This is a genomic window from Ornithinimicrobium carbonis (assembly GCF_050703245.1).
Lineage (GTDB): Bacteria > Actinomycetota > Actinomycetes > Actinomycetales > Dermatophilaceae > Ornithinicoccus.
In genome coordinates this window covers 1,985,091-2,002,526 of record NZ_CP192647.1, presented here as the reverse complement: position 1 = coordinate 2,002,526, position 17,436 = coordinate 1,985,091, and the positions used below count along the sequence as shown (strand labels likewise).

Genomic DNA, 17,436 nt, shown 5'->3' with positions numbered 1-17,436 from the left:
TGAGGCGGCGGGCGGGGGGCGACTAGGCTGGCGCGTCGTGAAGACCTGGACCGCCGACCCCGTGCCGACCGTCCCGACCGCCGGACGCGGTGGACCCCTCGTCGTCCATGACACCGCGAGCGACGGGCCGGTGACCCCGACGCCGGTGGACGGAAGGGCCCGCATGTACGTCTGCGGGATCACCCCCTACGACGCCACCCACATGGGGCACGCCGCCACCTACGTCACCTTCGACCTGGTCAACCGCGTGTGGCGGGACGCCGGGCTGGACGTCCTCTACGTGCAGAACGTCACCGACGTCGACGAGCCGCTCCTGGAGCGGGCCGCGCGGGACGAGGTGCACTGGGAGGACCTGGCCGCCCGGGAGATCGACCTGTTCCGCCAGGACATGGAGGCGCTGCGGGTGCTTCCGCCCGACCACTACGTCGGCGCCGTGGAGGGGATCCCCGACGACGTGACCGCGGTGGGCGCGCTGCTGGCCGACGGGGTCGCCTATTGCGTGCCCGTTCCCGGGGGCGAGGAGACGGTGCCCGGGGCGGAGCGGTCCGACGTCCGACGTCTACCTGGACCTGTCCACGCAGCCGACGTTCGGCTCGGTCTCGGGGTGGACCCGTGATCAGATGATGGAGGTCTTCGCCGACCGGGGGGGCGACCCCGACCGGGAGGGCAAGCGCGATCCGTTCGACCCGCTGCTGTGGCGGGCCGGCCGGGTGGGGGAGCCGCACTGGGAGGGCGGGTCGCTGGGTCGCGGCCGGCCGGGCTGGCACATCGAGTGCTCCACGATCGCCCAGCGCTACCTGGGCCCGGGGTTCGACGTGCAGGGTGGAGGCGACGACCTGGTCTTTCCCCACCACGAGATGAGCGCCGTCGAGGGCACCGCCCTCCAGGGCGGTGCGCCCTTCGCGCAGGCCTACGTCCACCAGGCGATGGTCGGTCTGGACGGCGAGAAGATGAGCAAGTCCAAGGGGAACCTCGTGCTCGTCTCGAGGCTGCGCGCGCAGGGGGTCGATCCGATGGCCCTGCGTCTGGTGCTGCTCGACCACCACTACCGCCGGGCCTGGGAGTGGACCGAGGACGGGTTGCGCCGCGCGCAGGAGCGGCTGGTCCGCTGGCGTCGGGCGGCCGCGGTGGACGGCGACGGCGACGGCGGCGCCGGCCGTGAGCGGGCCCAGGAGATCGGGGTGCGGGTCGTCGAGGAGGTCCGCCGGCACCTGGCCGACGACCTGGACGCCCCGGCGGCGTTGCGCGCGGTGGACCGCTGGGCCACGTCCGTGCTCGAGGGCCGGGCGGGCGCTGGCCTCGTGCCGGTCGCCGTGGACGCCCTCCTCGGCGTCGCACTGACGGAGTCCGCGGCATGATCGTGCGGACGACGGCGCAGATCACGGGCACCGACAGGGACGTGACCAACGAGGCCGGCACCTGGCGCTCCAAGCGGATCGTCCTGGCCGACGACCGGGCCGGCTTCTCCTTCCACGAGACCACCATCCCGGCCGGGACCCGCAACGTGTTCCACTACGCCCACCACGTGGAGGCGGTCTGGCTCGTCGAGGGCCGGGGGGTCCTGCGCGACCTCGACCACGGGGTGGAGCACCCGCTCGGGCCGGGCAGCATGTACCTTCTGGACGGGCACGAGCGCCACGAGCTGGTGTGCGAGGAGCAGATGCGGATGCTGTGCGTCTTCGCGCCGCCCGTCACCGGCCGCGAGGTGCACGACGAGGACGGGGTCTACCCGCTCCTGGTGCTCCAGGACGACGGGTCGGTCGTCCGCGAACGCTGAGAGGTCCTCGGCGTCGCCCCCAGGCTCTCGACGCCGGCCCCCGGGTCCTCAGGGTCCGACGGAGACCAGCGGGAGAAGGTCCCGGGCGGAGACGTCGACGAGGCTGCCGAGCCGGACGGCCCCGGGCATCTGCGGCACGTCGACGATGTGCGGCACGACGAGGGTGGGCACCCCGGCGGCCGTCGCCGAGGCGGCGCCGGTGGGGGAGTCCTCGACGGCCACGCAGGCGTGCGGCGGGACCGAGAGCCGGTGGGCGGCCTCGAGGTAGGGGTCGGGGTGCGGCTTGCCCCGCTCGACCTGGTCGCCGGTGACGACGGCGGCGAAGGTTCCGCCCGGCAGATGCTCGAGCAGCACGTCCGCGAGCGCCGACCAGGACATCGTCACCAGGGCGCAGGGGATGTCGTGCCGCCGCAGGTCGGCCAGCAGCTCGGCGGCACCGGGGCGCCAGGGCAGGGCCGAGCGCATCCGGGCCGCCACCCCCGCGACGAGCGCGTCCACGACCTGCTCGGGCGTCCCGGTCACCGGGGTCGTCTCCAGGATCACGCGCGCGGAGACCATCAGGTCGTTGCCCACGAGCTGCACGGCGTCCTCCCGGGTCCACGTGCCGCCGGCCGCCTCGACGAGGGCGGTCTCCTCGGCCATCCAGTAGGGCTCGGTGTCCACGAGCGTGCCGTCCATGTCCCAGAGCACCGCGGAGGGCAGCTCGGGGGCTGTGGGCGAGGAGGAGGGGGACGTCGCGGAGGAGGGGGACGTCGTGGACGTCGTGGACGTCGAGGGGCAGCTCGGCACGCCCCCACGGTAGCGGCCCCCGACGTAAGGTGGGCAGGGAGCCGAGGAGGAGCATGTCGATGATCGAGCTGCGCGAGACGGGTGACCTCGTGGACCCCGTCGTCATCGCGGCCTTCGAGGGGTGGAACGACGCGGGGGAGAGCGCCTCCGGCGTCGTCGAGCACCTGGTCGACGTGTGGGGGGCCGAGCTCGTCGCGGCCGTCGACCCCGAGGACTACTACGACTTCCAGGTGAACCGTCCGCAGGTCCTCGGCACCGACGAGGGTCGGGTGGTGCGCTGGCCCACGACCAGGGTCTTTCTGGCCAAGGGCACGCCCTCGGGACGGGACGTGATCCTCATCCACGGGATCGAGCCGTCGATCCGCTGGCGGCACTTCACGGCCGACATCCTCGGGTTCGCGCTGCACGAGGGGGCCCAGCTGCTGATCCTGCTGGGCGCCATGCTGGCCGACGTGCCGCACACCCGGCCGATCCCGGTCGGCCTGTCCTCGGAGGACCCCGACCTGCGGGCCGCGCACGAGGACATCGAGCCGAGCACGTACGAAGGCCCCACCGGCATCGTCGGAGTCCTGGCGGACGAGGCGCGGCAGGCGGACCTGCCGACCGTGTCCTGCTGGGCCGCCGTCCCGCACTACGCCGGCGGGCCGCCGTCCCCGAAGGCCTCGCTGGCCATGCTGGGCCAGCTCGAGGAGCTGCTGGACTGCGTCATCGACGACTCCGGCCTGGCCGAGGCCGCCCGTGCCTGGGAGCGGGGCGTCGACGAGCTGGCTGCCACCGACGACGAGGTGCGCGACTACGTGCGCCAGCTCGAGGAGTCCCAGGACGCCGCCGACCTGCCGGAGGCCTCAGGGGACGCGATCGCCCGGGAGTTCGAGCGTTACCTGCGTCGACGGGACGACGGCGGACCCCTGGGCTGAGGGCACCGGGGGCGGGGTGCCGCCCCACGCCGGGCACAGGGCCCGGTGGGCGCACCAGGAACAGGCCCGGGACGGACGGGGTCGCCAGTCGCCGGTGCGGTCGGCGAGGTCGATGGCCTGCCACAACGCCCGCACCTTGCGCTCGGTGGCGAGGATCTCGTGCTCGGTCGGGTCGGTCCACAGCAGGACGCCGTCACCCAGGTAGACCAGCTGCAGCCGGGCCGGGAGCACACCGGTGGACCGCCACAGGGCCAGGGCGTAGAAGCGCAGCTGGAAGAGGGCCGCCCCCTCGGACGTCGGCGACGGGGCCCGCCCGGTCTTGTAGTCGACCACCCGCAGCCGGCCGTCCGGTGCCCGGTCCACCCGGTCCACGTAACCGCGCAGGGTCAGGTCGACCAGGTCGGCCTCCACGTAGAGCTCCCGCCCGGCGGGCTCGAGGCGCCGCGGGTCCTCGAGGGTGAACCAGCGCTCGACCAGCCGGACGGCTGCGGCGTGCCACCGGGTCGGTCCCGGGTCGGTCCCGGCCGACCCCACGCCGGCCGGGTCATCCGCCACCACCTGCCGCAGGCCGGGCTCCTCGGCCAGCATGCGCTCCCACTCCACGGGCACGAGCCGTGCGGCCTCCTCGGGGGTGCGGCGGTCGGCGGGCAGGTCGAAGACCCGCTCGAGGACGGCGTGCACGAGCGTCCCCCGGGCGGCGGCGGCCGACGGCGGCTCAGGCAAGCGGTCGACCGTGCGGAACCGGTAGAGCAGGGGGCACACGAGGAAGTCGGCCGCCCGGGACGGGGACAGCGTGGGCTCCATGCCCCGACTGTAGGTGCCGTCACCGACAACGGTTCCCACCGACCCAGGTCGCCCGGTCGCCGCGGGCGCAGGTCGCTGTCAGTCCGGCCCCCTACCCTTGCGCCATGGCAGCGACGGTCGGCGGATGGCGCATCGGCTCGGTGTCCGGCGTGCCGGTCTACCTCGGCCGCAGCTGGGTGCTCATCGCCCTCGTCATGGTGGCGCTCTTCGGCCCGTCGGTGCAGCGCAGCCTTCCGGAGCTGGGCGCGCTCGCCTACCTCGTGGCCGGGTCCTACGCCCTGCTCCTGCTGGTCTCCGTGCTCGCCCACGAAGCCGCCCACGCCCTCGTGGCCCAACGGGTCGGCTACCGGGTGCACCGGATCGTCGCCGACTTCTGGGGCGGGCACACCGCGCACGACGGCGCCGGGGGGACCCCCGGCGGCAGCGCGGCGGTGGCCGTCGTGGGGCCCCTGGCCAACGCCGTGCTCGCGGTGCTCGGCTGGGGCCTGCTCCAGGTGCTCGACGGAGGGGTCGCCCTCCTGCTGGCACTCGCCTTCACCTGGGCCAACGCCGTCGTGGCGGTCTTCAACCTGGTCCCCGCGCTGCCCCTGGACGGAGGCTTCCTGCTCGAGGCTCTGGTCTGGCGCCTCACCGGGGACCGACACCTGGGCACGCTGGTGGCGGGCTGGGCCGGGCGGGGCGTCGTGGTGATCGGCGTCCTGTGGGCGTTCTCGCCGCTGCTGCTGGAGGGGGAGCGACCGGGTCTCTTCCGGGTGCTCTGGGTGCTGCTCCTGGCCGGCTTCATCTGGCAGGGCGCGAGCGCGGCGGTCGGAGCCGGCCGCCGGGGCATGGCCGCCGCCCGGGTCCGGGTGGGCCAGGTGGCCCGACGCGTGGGCGTGGTCCGGCCCGACGTCCTGCTCTCCCAGCTGGCCTGGGACGAGGGTGGGCTGTGGCTGACCCAGGACCGCGACGGGGGTGTGGACGGCATCGTCCACCCGTCCTCCGTCCGCCGCGTGCCGCAGGAGGCGTGGGCGTCGACGCCGGTGTCCGCGGTGGCCGTGCGTCTGCCGGAGGGGTGGGCCGTACCGATGGACCCCGGGGCCCCTTTCGAGGACGTGCTCGCCGTGATGGGGCGCACCGGGTCCGCCGTCATCGGCCTGCTGCAGGAGGACGGCCGGCCCTGGGGGGCCGTGCTGGCGGGCGACCTGGACCGGACCGGAGCCCCGCGTCCGCGCTCGTAGACTGGCCGGGTGAGCACCCCTGCGACCGGCGCCGACCTGCGCCGAGGCCCCTTCCGCCCCGGCGACCGCGTGCAGCTGACCGATCCCAAGGGGCGGTTGCACACCATCACGCTGGAGCCGGGCAAGGACTTCCACACCCACCGCGGCCACCTGAAGCACGACGACCTGATCGGCGCCCCCGACGGCAGCGTCGTGCGTCACAGCTCGGGGGCCGACTACCTCGCCCTGCGGCCGCTGCTGTCGGACTACGTGCTCTCCATGCCCCGCGGCGCCCAGGTGGTCTATCCCAAGGACGCGGGGATGATCGTCACCTACGCCGACATCTTCCCCGGAGCCACCGTGGTGGAGGCCGGCGTCGGCTCGGGCGCCCTGTCGCTGTCCCTCCTGCGTGCGGTCGGGGACTCCGGCCGGCTGCTGTCCATCGAACGCCGGGAGGACTTCGCCGACATCGCGCGGGCCAACGCGCGGGCCTTCTTCGGCCAGGACCACCCCGCCTGGACGGTCACCGTCGGCGACCTCGTGCAGACCCTGCCCGACGCCGTCGAGCCGGGCACCGTGGACCGGGTGGTGCTGGACATGCTCGCCCCCTGGGAGTGCCTCGACGTCGTCGGCGACGCCCTCGCCCCCGGCGGGGTGCTCATCTGCTACGTCGCCACGGCCACCCAGCTCTCCCGTGTCGCCGAGGCCGCGCGCACCCACGGCGGCTGGACGGAGCCGCAGGCCTGGGAGTCCCTCGTGCGCGACTGGCACCTCGAGGGGCTCGCGGTCCGGCCGCAGCACCGGATGCACGGGCACACCGGGTTCCTTCTCACGGTGCGTCGCCTCGCTCCGGACACCTCCCCCCCGCTGCGCAGGCGCCGGCCGGCCAAGGGTGCCTACGGCGAGGACTACGTCCCCGCGGACGAGGGCGAGTGGACCCCCGAGGAGCTCGGGGAACGGCCCGTGTCCGACAAGCGCCTACGACGCACCCGTCGCGAGGCGCAGGCGACCGCGGACCGGCGCGACCCCGTCGTCCCCACCGGACAGGAGCACGAGTGAGCGAGCAGCCCTTCCGGGAGCGTCACCTGCAGCAGCAGGTGCAGTCCCTCTCCTCGCGTCTGAGCGACCTCAAGGCGCACAACGACCAGCTGGCCTCGACCCTGCGCACCGCCAAGGAGCAGATCAGCGGGTTGCGCGAGGACCTGGACGCGCTGGGTCGGCCGCCCCTGAGCCTGGGCCAGGTGCTGCGCCTCGTGGGGGACGGCACCGTCGACGTCGCCGTCGCCGGGCGCCGGGTCCGTACCCACGTGACCGCCGAGATCTCCACCGAGGAGCTCCGACCCGGTCGGGAGGTGCTGCTCAACGAGGCGCAGGCCGTGGTCGGCGTCGGCGGCTACGAGCGGGCGGGCGAGGTGGTCGTCTGCAAGGAGCTTCTCGGCGAGGACCGCGTCGTGGTGATCGTGCGCGGCGAGGACGAGCGCGTGTGCCGGCGGGCCGGGTCCCTGCGGGAGGAACCGGTGCGCATCGGCGACGGGCTGCTCCTGGACCCCCGCAGCGGCTTCGTCACCGAGCGGATCCCGCGGCCCGAGGTGGCCGAGCTGGTCCTGGAGGAGGTGCCGGACATCTCCTACGACGACATCGGCGGGCTCGCCGGACAGATCGAGCAGATCCGTGACGCGGTCGAGCTCCCGTTCCTGCACGCCGACCTCTACGAGGCCCACCAGCTGCGCCCGCCCAAGGGCGTGCTGCTCTACGGGCCGCCCGGCTGCGGCAAGACGCTCATCGCCAAGGCCGTCGCCGCCTCCCTCGCCCGCCAGTCGGCCGAGCGACGGGGGACGACCGAGGAGTCCTCGCGCGCCTACTTCCTCAACATCAAGGGACCGGAGCTGCTCAACAAGTACGTCGGCGAGACCGAGCGGCACATCCGCTCGATCTTCCAGCGGGCCAGGGAGAAGTCGGCCGACGGCGACCCGGTGGTCGTCTTCTTCGACGAGATGGAATCGCTCTTCCGCACCCGCGGGTCCGGGGTGTCCTCGGACGTGGAGACTACGATCGTGCCCCAGCTCCTCGCGGAGATCGACGGGGTGGAGCGCCTGGACAACGTCATCGTCATCGGCGCCTCCAACCGTGAGGACATGATCGACCCGGCCATCCTGCGACCCGGGCGTCTGGACGTGAAGATCAAGATCGAGCGCCCGGACGCGGTGGGTGCACGGGACATCTTCACCAAGTACCTGACGACGGAGGTGCCGCTGCACCCCGACGAGCTGGCCGCCCACCGGGGAGACCGGCAGGCCACGGTGTCCGCCCTCATCGACGAGGTCGTCGGACGGATGTATGCCGTGCGCCCGGAGAACGCCTTCCTGGAGGTGACCTACGCCGGTGGCGACAAGGAGGTCCTCTACTTCAAGGACTTCGCCTCCGGGGCGATGGTGCACAACATCGTCGACCGGGCGAAGAAGCTGGCGATCAAGGACCTGCTGACGCACGGCCAGGAGGGCCTGCGCGCCACCCACCTGGACCGGGCCTACCTGGACGAGTTCAAGGAGAACGAGGACCTGCCGAACACCACCACCAACCCCGACGACTGGGCGCGGATCTCGGGCAAGAAGGGCGAGCGGATCAGCTACATCCGCACGCTCGTCGGCGACAGCACGGGCACCTCCCCGGGCCGCGCCGTCGACCCCGAGCCTCCGGCGCACTACCACTGAGGGCCGGGAGCGTGCTGAGGCGCCACGCCTTCTGGCTCGACCTGGGGGTCGTCCTGATCTTCGCGGCCGCGGGCCGACGCAGCCACGAGCTCGACGGTTCGGTGCTCGGCGTGCTGCAGACCGCGTGGCCCTTCCTCGTCGGCCTGGCCGTGGGCTGGATCGCGGTGCGCCGCCAGCCGGCCGACCGGCGGGTGTGGTGGCTCGACGGGACGGTCGTCGCGCTCTCCGTCCTCGTCGTGGGCATGCTGCTGCGGCTGGCGGGTGGCCAGGGGACCGCGCTGCCGTTCGTCCTCGTCGCCACCGGGCTCGTGACGGCCGGGATCCTGGGCTGGCGGGCGGTCGACGCGGCGGTGGGGGCCCGTCGCAGCGGCTAGCATGGTGAACATGCGTTCACCGGGGGTCGAGCAGACCCGCCTGCCACCCTCGACCGGCCTCGTCATCACGGTCCTGGCCCTGTGCGGCACGCTCGTGTCGCTGCAGCAGACGCTCGTGCTGCCGCTGCTGCCGGACTTCCCGGCGATCCTGGACACTACCAGCGACAACGCCTCCTGGCTGGTCACCATCACGCTGCTCACCGCCGCGGTGGGCACGCCGATCGTCTCCCGCCTGGCCGACATGTTCGGCAAGAAGCTCATGCTGGTCGTCTGCATGGGTGCGGTGATCCTCGGCTCGGTCGTCGCCGCGCTGAGCACGAGCCTGGCCGTCGTGGTGCTCGGACGCGGACTGGCCGGCCTGGGGGCCTGCCTGGTCCCGGTCGGGATCAGCATCATGCGCGACCACCTGCCCGCCGAGAGCGTCGGGTCCGGGGTGGCGCTCATGTCGGCGACGCTGGGCATCGGGGGAGCGGTGGGGATGCCGCTCGCCGGGATCATCTACGACAACTTCGACTGGCACGCCCTCTTCTACGTCTCGGGCGGCTTCGCCGTCGTCATGCTGGTCGCGGTGCTCCTCGTGGTGCCCGAGTCGACGGTGCGCACGCGCGGCCGGTTCGACTACGTCGGAGCGGTGCTGCTGTCGGTGGCGCTGACCTGCTTCCTGCTCGCCGTCAGCAAGGCGGGGACGTGGGGGTGGGCCTCGCCGCTGACCCTGAGCATGCTCGCCGCCGCCGGCCTCGTGCTGGCCGCCTGGGTCCCCTGGGAGCTGCGTGCCGGGCAGCCGCTCGTCGACATCCGCACCTCCATGCGGCGCACGGTGCTGCTGACGAACTCCGCCTCGGTGCTCGTGGGTTTCGCCATGTTCGCCAACTTCCTCACCTCCGTCCAGCAGGTGCAGATGCCGGCCAGCACCGGCTACGGCTTCGGCCTCTCCGTCGTGGAGACCGGCCTGTGGATGCTGCCGAGCGGGATCCTCATGGTGGCCATGTCACCGGTGTCGGCCCGCCTCATCCGCCGCCACGGGCCGCGGATCGTGCTGATCGGCGGCTCGGTGCTCATGGCCGTGGGCTTCATCGGCCGCTCCCTGCTGCACTCCTCGGTCGCTGAGGTCATGGTCACCTCCGGCCTGGCCTCCCTCGGTACCGCGCTCGCCTTCGCCGCGATGCCCACCCTCATCATGCGGGCCGTCCCGATCACCGAGACCGCCTCGGCCAACGGCCTCAACACGCTGCTGCGCTCGATCGGGACGTCCTCGGCCTCGGCCATGGTGGCCGCCGTCTTCGCCGCCGGCATGGTGGTGACACCGTCTGGGGAGGCCGCGCCCACGTTCACGGCATACCAGGTCGTCTTCTGGTCCGGCACCGCCGCGGCCCTCGGGGGTGCGCTCATCGCGGCGTTCATCCGCCGGCCGGTGCCGGTGGGCGAGCGCGCACCGAGCCGCACGGGCGTGCCGGCGCCGGCGGGGGAGCGTACCCACGTCAAGGTCGAGGGCGAGCTGCCCGAGGTGGTCGTGCGCGGGCGGGTCCTCTCGCCGCAGGGGCGCCCGCTGCGCCAGGCCGTGGCCACCGTCCTGCACACCGACGGCCGCCACGTGGACTGGGGCCGCACCGACAACGACGGGCGGTTCGCGCTGGCCCTGCCCGAGGAGGGCCGCTACCTGCTCGTGGTGTCCGCCGACGGCTGGGCCCCGCAGTCCGGCCTCGTGGCGCTGGAGGCGGGGGAGACCGAGCCGGTGACGATGACCCGGCGCCTGCTCCTGTCCGGCCGCGTCACCGACGGCGGGGTGCCCGTGGGCGGGGCGATGATCTCCCTCATCAAGCACTCCGGGGAGTACGTCGGCACCTCCTACGCCGAGGCCGACGGCGGCTACGAGATCGGGCTGCCACCACCGGGCCGCTACGTGCTGACGGTCGTGGACCACGCCAGCGGCCGGGCACGCTCGCGCGCGCTGTCGGTCCTCTCGACGTCGACGACCCTGGACGTGGACCTGCAGACCGGCGTCCCCAGGCCCCAGGAGCAGGTGCCGGCGGGGACGCGCGGGGTGGGGACGGTGCTGCGCGGCAGCGTCGACACCGGCCCCTCCCCGGACCCGGCGGGCCGGCCGGCGCAGACGTCGACGCCGGTGACCGCCGGAGGTGCACGGTGAGCCCCGCCGGGGACGCCGCGCAGACGCGGGAGGTCGTCCTGCAGGTGGCCCGACGGCTCTTCGGCGAGCGCGGTTACGCCACCGTGACCATCCGGGAGGTGGCCGCCCAGGCCGGCGTCTCCCCGTCGATGGTCATGAAGGTCGCCGGCAGCAAGGAGCAGCTGTACGCCCTCGCCACCCCCGCCGAACCGACCCCGTTGCCCCCGGACGTACCCCTGGAGGGGCTCGGCGAGCTGCTCGTCTCCCGGCTCCTGCAGCGGCGCGACGACGAGGCCGCCGAGCCCTGGCTGCGGGCCCTCTACCTGCTCGTGGAGGCACCGGACCCGGAGGCGGCCCGGGCGGAGTCCGCGACCGCTTCCTGCGGCGCTTCCCCACGGACGGGGAGGGCCGGCGGCACGCCGACGAGGCGGCCTGCCTCATGCTGGGGCTGGCGGCCGGCGTGCGCGCCTTCCGGCTCCTGGACCCCGGGAGCACCGACGCGCAGGCGGTCGTCCGGGAGTACGGCGCCCTGCTGCAGCAGGTGCTCGACCGGATCGACCTGGGACGCACCGCCGGCGGCGGGGAGGCCTAGGGTGGCCGGGTGAGCGTGCTGCGGGTCGTGGGGATCGAGACCGAGCTGGGCATCACCAGCACCCAGGTCGACGGGCAGGGACGCCCGCTGAGTCCGATGGTCCTCTCCGGCCAGGTGGTGCGGGCCTACGCGGCGGGCGCGGGCCCGGGCGCGGCGCTGCCGCCCTCGGCGGGCTGGGACTACGCCGACGAGACGCCGCTGCGCGACGCGCGAGGCTACGAGATGGCGCGGGCGCTGGCCGACGTCTCCCAGCTGACCGACGTGGAGGACCCGACGATCGCCACGACGGTGCTCTCCAACGGCGCCCGGTTCTACGTCGACCACGCCCACCCGGAGTACTCCTCGCCCGAGGTGACCTCCCCGCTGGAGGCGGTGCGCTACGACCGCGCGGGTGAGCTGGTCGCCCGGGCGGCCGTCGGCACGCTCGCCGAGCAGGGCGCCCAGGTGCGGCTGTACAAGAACAACGTCGACGGCAAGGGCGCCAGCTACGGCACCCACGAGAACTACCTGGTGCCCCGCAGCGTGCCCTTCGACCGGATCGCCCGCCACCTCATCCCCTTCCTCGTGGCCAGGCCGGTGATCGCGGGAGCGGGCCGTGTGGGGCTGGGCCAGGCCAGCGAGCGCGCGGGGTTCCAGCTGAGCCAGCGGGCCGACTACCTCGAGGCCCAGGTCGGGCTGGAGACCACGCTGCGCCGCCCGATCGTCAACACCCGCGACGAGCCCCACGCCACCCCCGACCGGCACCGCCGGCTGCACGTCATCGTCGGGGACGCACCATGGCCGACGTGACGACCTACCTTGCGGTGGGGTCCCTCTCGGCCGTGCTGCGCCTCCTGGAGACCTCTCCCGGACTGCTCCCCGAGCTGGACCTGGTCGACCCGGTCCGGGCGGTCAAGGACATCTCGCACGACCCCACCCTGTCCACCACCGTGGAGACCGTCGACGGCCGCCGGTTCACCGGCCCCGACCTGCTGGAGGCCTACCTGGAGGCGGTATGGCTCGCCGCGGGCTCCGGGCACGACGCGTGGGCGGGCCAGGACGGGGGCGCCGGACCCGACGCCGCCACGGTGGAGGTGCTCACCCGGTGGCAGGAGGTCCTCGACGACCTGCGGGCAGACCCCGCCCGGTGCGCCGACCGGGTCGAGTGGGTCGCCAAGCTGTCCCTCCTGGAGCGCTACCGCGAGCGCGCCGGAGCGACCTGGGAGGACCACCGCCTGGCGGCGATGGACATCCAGTGGCACGACCTGGACCCGGAGAGGGGCCTGGCCCAGCGGCTGCGCGCCGCCGGGCGGCTGGAGCGGCTGGTGCCGCAGGACCTCGTCGAGGCGGCCGTGACCGAGCCGCCGTCCGACACGCGGGCCTGGTTCCGGGGCGAGTGCGTGCGGCGCTACGGCCCGTACGGCGACGTCCCGGCCGCCTCCTGGGACTCGGTGGTGATGCTCGACGAGGGCGGGCGCCGGCACCGGGTCCGCACGCCCGAGCCTGCCACCGCCACCCGGGAGCGGACCGGGCCGCTGCTGGAGCGGCATACCCGCACCGCCGGCCTGCTCACCGAGCTGGCCTCCGAGACCGTCTGAGAGGATCGCCCCATGTCCGAGCAGCACCGCATCTCGCGCCGTCGCGACGAGGACCCGCCCGAGCCGGAGACCCCGGCCCCGGCCGCGCCGCAGACCGGGAGCCTGGACGCCCGCCGCGACGAGGAGCTGGACTCCCTCCTCGACGAGATCGACGGGGTCCTGGAGACCAACGCCCAGGACTTCGTCCACGGCTTCATCCAGAAGGGTGGCCAGTAGCGCCCGTGGACGACCGGGTGATGGGGATCGAGACCGAGTTCGGGGTCAACGCGACCTTCCGGGCCGGTCCACGCCTGGCGCCCGACGAGGTCGCCCGCTACCTCTTCCGCAAGGTCGTGGCCTGGGGGCGCTCCAGCAACGTCTTCCTCGTCAACGGGTCCCGGCTCTACCTCGACGTCGGCTCCCACCCCGAGTACGCCACCGCCGAGTGCACCGACCTGCTGGACCTGGTCGCCCACGACAAGGCCGGCGAGCTCATCGTCCAGGACCTCGCGGACGACGCCGAGCAGCGCCTGGCCGAGGAGGGGATGGACGCCACCGTCTACGTGCTGAAGAACAACGTCGACTCCCGAGGCAACTCCTACGGCTCGCACGAGAACTACCTCGTCCGGCGCACGCCCCGGCTGGAGCGCATCACCGACCCGCTCGTGCCCTTCCTCGTCACCCGCCAGCTGGTCAGCGGCACCGGGCGCCTGCACGTGGTGGGGGAGCGGGCCACCTTCCTGGTCTCCCAACGGGCCGACCACGTGTGGGAGGGGCTGTCCTCGGCGACGACGCGCTCCCGACCGATCATCAACACCCGCGACGAGCCGCACGCCGACGCCGAGCGCTACCGGAGGCTGCACGTCATCGTGGGCGACTCCACGATGAGCCAGACCACGACGATGGTGCGCGTGGGGATGACCGACCTGGTGCTGCGGATGGTGGAGGCCGGGACCATCGTGCCCGACATGTTCCTGGCCAACCCGGTGCAGGCGATCCGCGAGGTCAGCCGTGACCGGAGCGGTCGCCGGCCGCTGGAGCTGGCCCGGGGCGGGACGATCAGCGCCCTGGACATGCAGACCGCCTTCCTGGGTCTGGTCCGCAGGTATGCCGAGGGCGCCGGCCTGGCGGACGCCAGCCCTCACCGCGAGGTGCTCGAGCTGTGGGAACGCACCCTGCGGGCGGTCGAGAGCGACGACCTGTCCCTCGTCGACACCGAGATCGAGTGGGTGATGAAGAAGACCCTCCTGGAGGGGTATGCCGCGCGCCACGGGCTGGAGCTGCACGACGACCGGCTGCTGCAGCTGGACCTGGCCTGGCACGACGTGCACCCGCGCCGGGGGGTGATGTCGGTGCTCGAGCGGCAGGGGAGGGCGCGCACCGTCGTGTCCGCGGAGCGGGTGGCCACGGCCATGCACGAGCCGCCCCGCACCCGGGCCTGGCTGCGCGGGCAGTTCGTGCGCGTCGCCCAGGAGCACCGGCGCGACTTCACCGTCGACTGGGTGCACCTGAAGCTCAACGACACCGCCCAGCGCACGGTCGTCTGCAAGGACCCCTTCTCCGCGGTCGACGCCCAGGTGGACGAGCTCATCGAGTCGATCCGGCGGGCCGGGCGGACGGCCGACACCCCCACCGTGCGCGGGGTGTAGCGACCGGCCCGGGCCGGGGAGGGGCGCCGCTCGGTGGTGCGGCCGGACGCGGCCGCCCAGGGCGCTCCCACCGGGCACCCAGGTTCAGATGGTTACGCTTGCCCGGTTGCACCGGTCGCGCGGCCACCGCCGCGGGCCTCCCGCCCTACCCGAGATTGTGAAGGAACGCGCGTGCGCTCTCCCCGACTGCGGATGGTGGCCCTCGCCGCCGCCCCGCTGCTGCTCCTGTCCGCCTGCTCCACGGACGGGGGGACGGACGGCGCCGGCCAGAGCGACGATGCCGCCGCCACCTCGGCCGCCCCGACGGGCGACGTGTCCGAGCTCGCGGTGGACACCTCCGGCGACGCGCCGCAGATCACCCGCGACGGCGAGCCGTTGGCCGAGGGTGAGCTGCCCTTCGCCGTCGCGCAGACCCAGGTCGAGGAGGTCGAGGCGGGCGACGGCGACGAGGTCGCCGAGGGCGACGAGGTGCGGGTGCGCTACCTGAGCGTCAACGGCACCAACGGCGAGGAGGTGCTGTCCACCTTCGCCCAGGAGGACCCGGTCACCCTCGACCTGTCCAACGAGCTGCTCTTCCCGGCCTTCCTCGAGGAGCTCCCCGGACGTCGGGCCGGCGACGGCCTGCTCATGGCCCTGCCCCCGGACGCCGCGTTCGGCAACCAGGGCAACAGCCAGCTGGGGATCGGTGCCGAGGACACCCTGGTGTTCTACATGGAGATCGTCGACAGCGCCGCACCGCTCACCGAGGCCACCGGGGAGGAGGTCGAGCCCGAGGAGGGGCTGGTCGAGGTCGAGGCCGACGGCCAGAACGCCGCCACCATCACGATCCCCGACGACGCCGAGGCGCCCGACGAGCTCGTCGTCCAGCCGCTCATCGAGGGGGAGGGCGCGGAGGTCAAGGCCGGCCAGTCCATCAGGGTGCACTACACCGGCGTGAAGTTCTCCGACGGCGAGGGCTTCGACAACTCCTACGACCGCGGCGAGCCGGCCGAGTTCCCGATCGGCGTCGGCCAGGTCATCCAGGGCTGGGACGAGGGCCTGGTCGGTCAGACGGTCGGCTCCCGCGTGCTGCTCGTCATCCCGGCCGAGCAGGCCTACGGCGAGGCTCCGGACCAGGACGACGAGAGCCAGACCACGGCGCCCGCGCACGAGCTGGCCGGCGAGACGCTGGTCTTCGTCGTGGACATCCTCGGCGCCTACTGACCCGCCCGGGCGGCCCGAGCGGCCCGAGCGCGCCATCCCGGCACACCACCCCAGAGACACCCACGAAGGAGCACCGCATGTCCGACTCCCCCTTCGGCCAGGTCAAGAAGGCCAAGCCCGAGATCGACTTCCCCGGAGACACGCCGCCCACCGACCTCGTCGTCGAGGACCTCGAGGTCGGCAAGGGCACCGAGGCGACCGCCGGCTCGCAGATCTCGGCCCACTACGTCGGCGTGGCCTGGTCCACCGGCGAGGAGTTCGACGCCTCCTGGAACCGCGGCCAGCCGCTCGACTTCACCGTCGGCGTGGGCCAGGTCATCCAGGGGTGGGACCAGGGCCTGCTCGGCATGAAGGTCGGCGGCCGCCGCAAGATCGTCATCCCGCCCCACCTGGGCTACGGCGACCGCGGAGCCGGTGGCGCGATCAAGGGCGGCGAGACGCTCATCTTCGTCGTCGACCTCGTCGACGTGCGCTGACCGCACCATCCTCCGCGCAGCGGCGCCCCGTCGGTCCGACCGGCGGGGCGCCGCTGCGTCCCACCCGGCGTGTCGCGTCCCGCCCGACCTGGTGGCCCGGCGTGTCGCGCACTGTGCCGTGCCCGTTGTGGCGTGTCGTGTGCCGACCGGTCTCGTGGTCCGGCGTGTCGCGCACCGTGCCGTTCCCGTTGTGGCGTGTCCTGTGCCAGGGCGCGGATCCTGCACCGAGCAGCCCGGCAGCGGCCCGCGGCCCGCCGGACCATCCCTCGGACCGGCCGCTCAGACCTTGGCCAGCCCCGGTCGCAGCAGGTGCAGGTCGAGCTCGCCGGAGAGCTGCTCCAGGGCCAGGATGCCGCGGACCGAGCTGCCGTGGGTGTCCAGCCGGGGGGAGTAGGCGGCGATCCCGCAGCGTCCGGGCACCGCGGCGATGATGCCGCCGGCGATGCCGCTCTTGCCCGGGAGCCCGACGTCGGTGACCCACTCACCGGCGTCGTCGTACATCCCGCAGGTCATCATCACCGACAGCACCTGCCGGGCGGCGAGGGGGCTGAGGACCCGCTCCTCGGTGCCCGGGACGAGCCCGTCGTGCGCCAGGGTCGCCGCCATCCGGGCGAACTCGACGGTCGTCGCCTCGACCGCGCACTGCCGGGTGTAGCCCTCCACGACGTCGTGCGGGTCGCCGGGCAGCACGCCGAGGGCCTTGAGCAGGTGGGCGATCCCCAGGTTGCGGTGGGCCGCGTCCAGCTCCTGCTCGACGAGGTCCTCGTTGACCGCCAGGTCCCGGCCGGCCATCCGGGACAGCAGGTCGTGCAGGGCGCGGAAGCGCTCCTCGCCGGTCTCCCCGGGCAGGAGGGCGTGGACCGTGAGGGCCCCGGCGTTGATCATCGGGTTGTCCGGCCGGTCGCCGGCCTCCAGCGAGATCCGGTTGAAGGCGTCGCCGGAGGGCTCGACGTCGACGTGCTCGAACACCGTCTCCAGACCCACGGTGTCGATCGCCAGCCCGTAGGCGAACGCCTTGGACATCGACTGGACCGGGAACGGCACGTCCGCGTCGCCCGCCCCCACCCGGTCGTCCTCGCTGTCCACGAGCGCCAGGGCGGTGAGCGACAGGTCGGCCTCGCGGTGCACCGGCAGCTCGTTCGGCTCGCCGTCGTCCACCTCGCGCACACGCTCGACGATCCGGTCCAGCAGGGCCTGCAGCTCGGTGGTGTCCACCGCGCCAGACTAGGGCTCGCTCAGGGCGGGCGGCACGCCCAGCACGCCG

At 73.7% G+C, this 17,436-nt stretch carries 16 protein-coding genes and 2 pseudogenes; 15 read left to right on the top strand and 3 right to left on the bottom strand.

The annotated features are described in order from the left end of the window. Positions 1 to 37 precede the first annotated feature (37 nt). Together mshC and ACQ95T_RS10055 are read left to right on the top strand one after the other, a co-directional pair. Positions 38 to 1,358, top strand: a pseudogene (gene mshC / locus ACQ95T_RS10060) (cysteine--1-D-myo-inosityl 2-amino-2-deoxy-alpha-D-glucopyranoside ligase). Further along, complete coding sequence (locus tag ACQ95T_RS10055; protein ID WP_425942552.1) at positions 1,355 to 1,777, top strand: ectoine synthase; 423 nt, start codon at positions 1,355 to 1,357, stop codon at positions 1,775 to 1,777. The pseudogene mshC and the gene ACQ95T_RS10055 overlap by 4 nt, the downstream one beginning before the upstream one ends. A 48-nt stretch (positions 1,778 to 1,825) precedes the next feature. Here the strand turns inward: ACQ95T_RS10055 and ACQ95T_RS10050 are convergent, their stop codons facing one another. Beyond that, positions 1,826 to 2,455, bottom strand: a complete 630-nt coding sequence (locus ACQ95T_RS10050; RefSeq protein WP_425942553.1) for an HAD family hydrolase — start codon at positions 2,453 to 2,455, stop codon at positions 1,826 to 1,828. Between ACQ95T_RS10050 and ACQ95T_RS10045 the strand changes: the two genes are divergently transcribed. Then, positions 2,454 to 2,579, top strand: a complete 126-nt coding sequence (locus tag ACQ95T_RS10045; RefSeq protein ID WP_425942554.1) for a hypothetical protein — start codon at positions 2,454 to 2,456, stop codon at positions 2,577 to 2,579. The genes ACQ95T_RS10050 and ACQ95T_RS10045 overlap by 2 nt on opposite strands. A gap of 46 nt (positions 2,580 to 2,625) precedes the next feature. Continuing rightward, on the top strand, positions 2,626 to 3,483 hold the full coding sequence (locus ACQ95T_RS10040) for a PAC2 family protein (protein WP_425942852.1): 858 nt from the start codon (positions 2,626 to 2,628) through the stop codon (positions 3,481 to 3,483). On the opposite strand, the gene ACQ95T_RS10035 is transcribed toward ACQ95T_RS10040, so the two are convergent. After that, positions 3,412 to 4,287, bottom strand: coding sequence for a RecB family exonuclease (locus ACQ95T_RS10035; protein ID WP_425942555.1), 876 nt, complete (start codon positions 4,285 to 4,287; stop codon positions 3,412 to 3,414). The genes ACQ95T_RS10040 and ACQ95T_RS10035 overlap by 72 nt on opposite strands. 104 nt (positions 4,288 to 4,391) lie before the next feature. On the opposite strand from ACQ95T_RS10035, the gene ACQ95T_RS10030 reads away from it, so the two are divergent. The 11 genes and pseudogenes from ACQ95T_RS10030 to ACQ95T_RS09980 all read left to right on the top strand — a co-directional run bounded on the left by ACQ95T_RS10030 (position 4,392) and on the right by ACQ95T_RS09980 (position 16,172). Further along, the gene (locus ACQ95T_RS10030; RefSeq protein ID WP_425942556.1) at positions 4,392 to 5,507 is read left to right on the top strand and encodes a site-2 protease family protein; all 1,116 of its coding nucleotides are present in this window, start codon (positions 4,392 to 4,394) and stop codon (positions 5,505 to 5,507) included. 9 nt (positions 5,508 to 5,516) lie between these two features. Next, entirely contained in the window at positions 5,517 to 6,545 is a 1,029-nt protein-coding gene (locus tag ACQ95T_RS10025; protein ID WP_425942557.1) for a tRNA (adenine-N1)-methyltransferase, read from the top strand. Then, entirely contained in the window at positions 6,542 to 8,197 is a 1,656-nt protein-coding gene (arc, locus tag ACQ95T_RS10020) for a proteasome ATPase (protein ID WP_431472881.1), read from the top strand. Before ACQ95T_RS10025 ends, arc begins: the two co-directional genes overlap by 4 nt. Before the next feature lie 11 nt (positions 8,198 to 8,208). Further along, entirely contained in the window at positions 8,209 to 8,571 is a 363-nt protein-coding gene (locus ACQ95T_RS10015; protein WP_425942559.1) for a DUF3054 domain-containing protein, read from the top strand. 10 nt (positions 8,572 to 8,581) lie between these two features. After that, positions 8,582 to 10,717: an MFS transporter gene (locus ACQ95T_RS10010; RefSeq protein WP_425942560.1), complete on the top strand. Its 2,136-nt coding sequence runs from the start codon at positions 8,582 to 8,584 to the stop codon at positions 10,715 to 10,717. Next, positions 10,714 to 11,301, top strand: coding sequence for a TetR/AcrR family transcriptional regulator (locus tag ACQ95T_RS10005; protein ID WP_431472880.1), 588 nt, complete (start codon positions 10,714 to 10,716; stop codon positions 11,299 to 11,301). Before ACQ95T_RS10010 ends, ACQ95T_RS10005 begins: the two co-directional genes overlap by 4 nt. Then, positions 11,298 to 12,865, top strand: a pseudogene (gene dop / locus ACQ95T_RS10000) (depupylase/deamidase Dop). The gene ACQ95T_RS10005 and the pseudogene dop overlap by 4 nt, the downstream one beginning before the upstream one ends. 12 nt (positions 12,866 to 12,877) lie before the next feature. Further along, positions 12,878 to 13,081: a ubiquitin-like protein Pup gene (locus tag ACQ95T_RS09995; protein ID WP_425942563.1), complete on the top strand. Its 204-nt coding sequence runs from the start codon at positions 12,878 to 12,880 to the stop codon at positions 13,079 to 13,081. Positions 13,082 to 13,086: 5 nt separating this feature from the next. Next, positions 13,087 to 14,493, top strand: coding sequence for a Pup--protein ligase (pafA, locus tag ACQ95T_RS09990; RefSeq protein WP_425942564.1), 1,407 nt, complete (start codon positions 13,087 to 13,089; stop codon positions 14,491 to 14,493). Positions 14,494 to 14,664: 171 nt separating this feature from the next. Beyond that, positions 14,665 to 15,696, top strand: coding sequence for an FKBP-type peptidyl-prolyl cis-trans isomerase (locus ACQ95T_RS09985; RefSeq protein WP_425942565.1), 1,032 nt, complete (start codon positions 14,665 to 14,667; stop codon positions 15,694 to 15,696). 77 nt (positions 15,697 to 15,773) lie between these two features. Further along, on the top strand, positions 15,774 to 16,172 hold the full coding sequence (locus tag ACQ95T_RS09980) for an FKBP-type peptidyl-prolyl cis-trans isomerase (protein ID WP_425942566.1): 399 nt from the start codon (positions 15,774 to 15,776) through the stop codon (positions 16,170 to 16,172). Between the two features lie 279 nt (positions 16,173 to 16,451). On the opposite strand, the gene glsA is transcribed toward ACQ95T_RS09980, so the two are convergent. After that, positions 16,452 to 17,387: a glutaminase A gene (gene glsA, locus ACQ95T_RS09975; protein ID WP_425942567.1), complete on the bottom strand. Its 936-nt coding sequence runs from the start codon at positions 17,385 to 17,387 to the stop codon at positions 16,452 to 16,454. Positions 17,388 to 17,436: the final 49 nt, after the last annotated feature.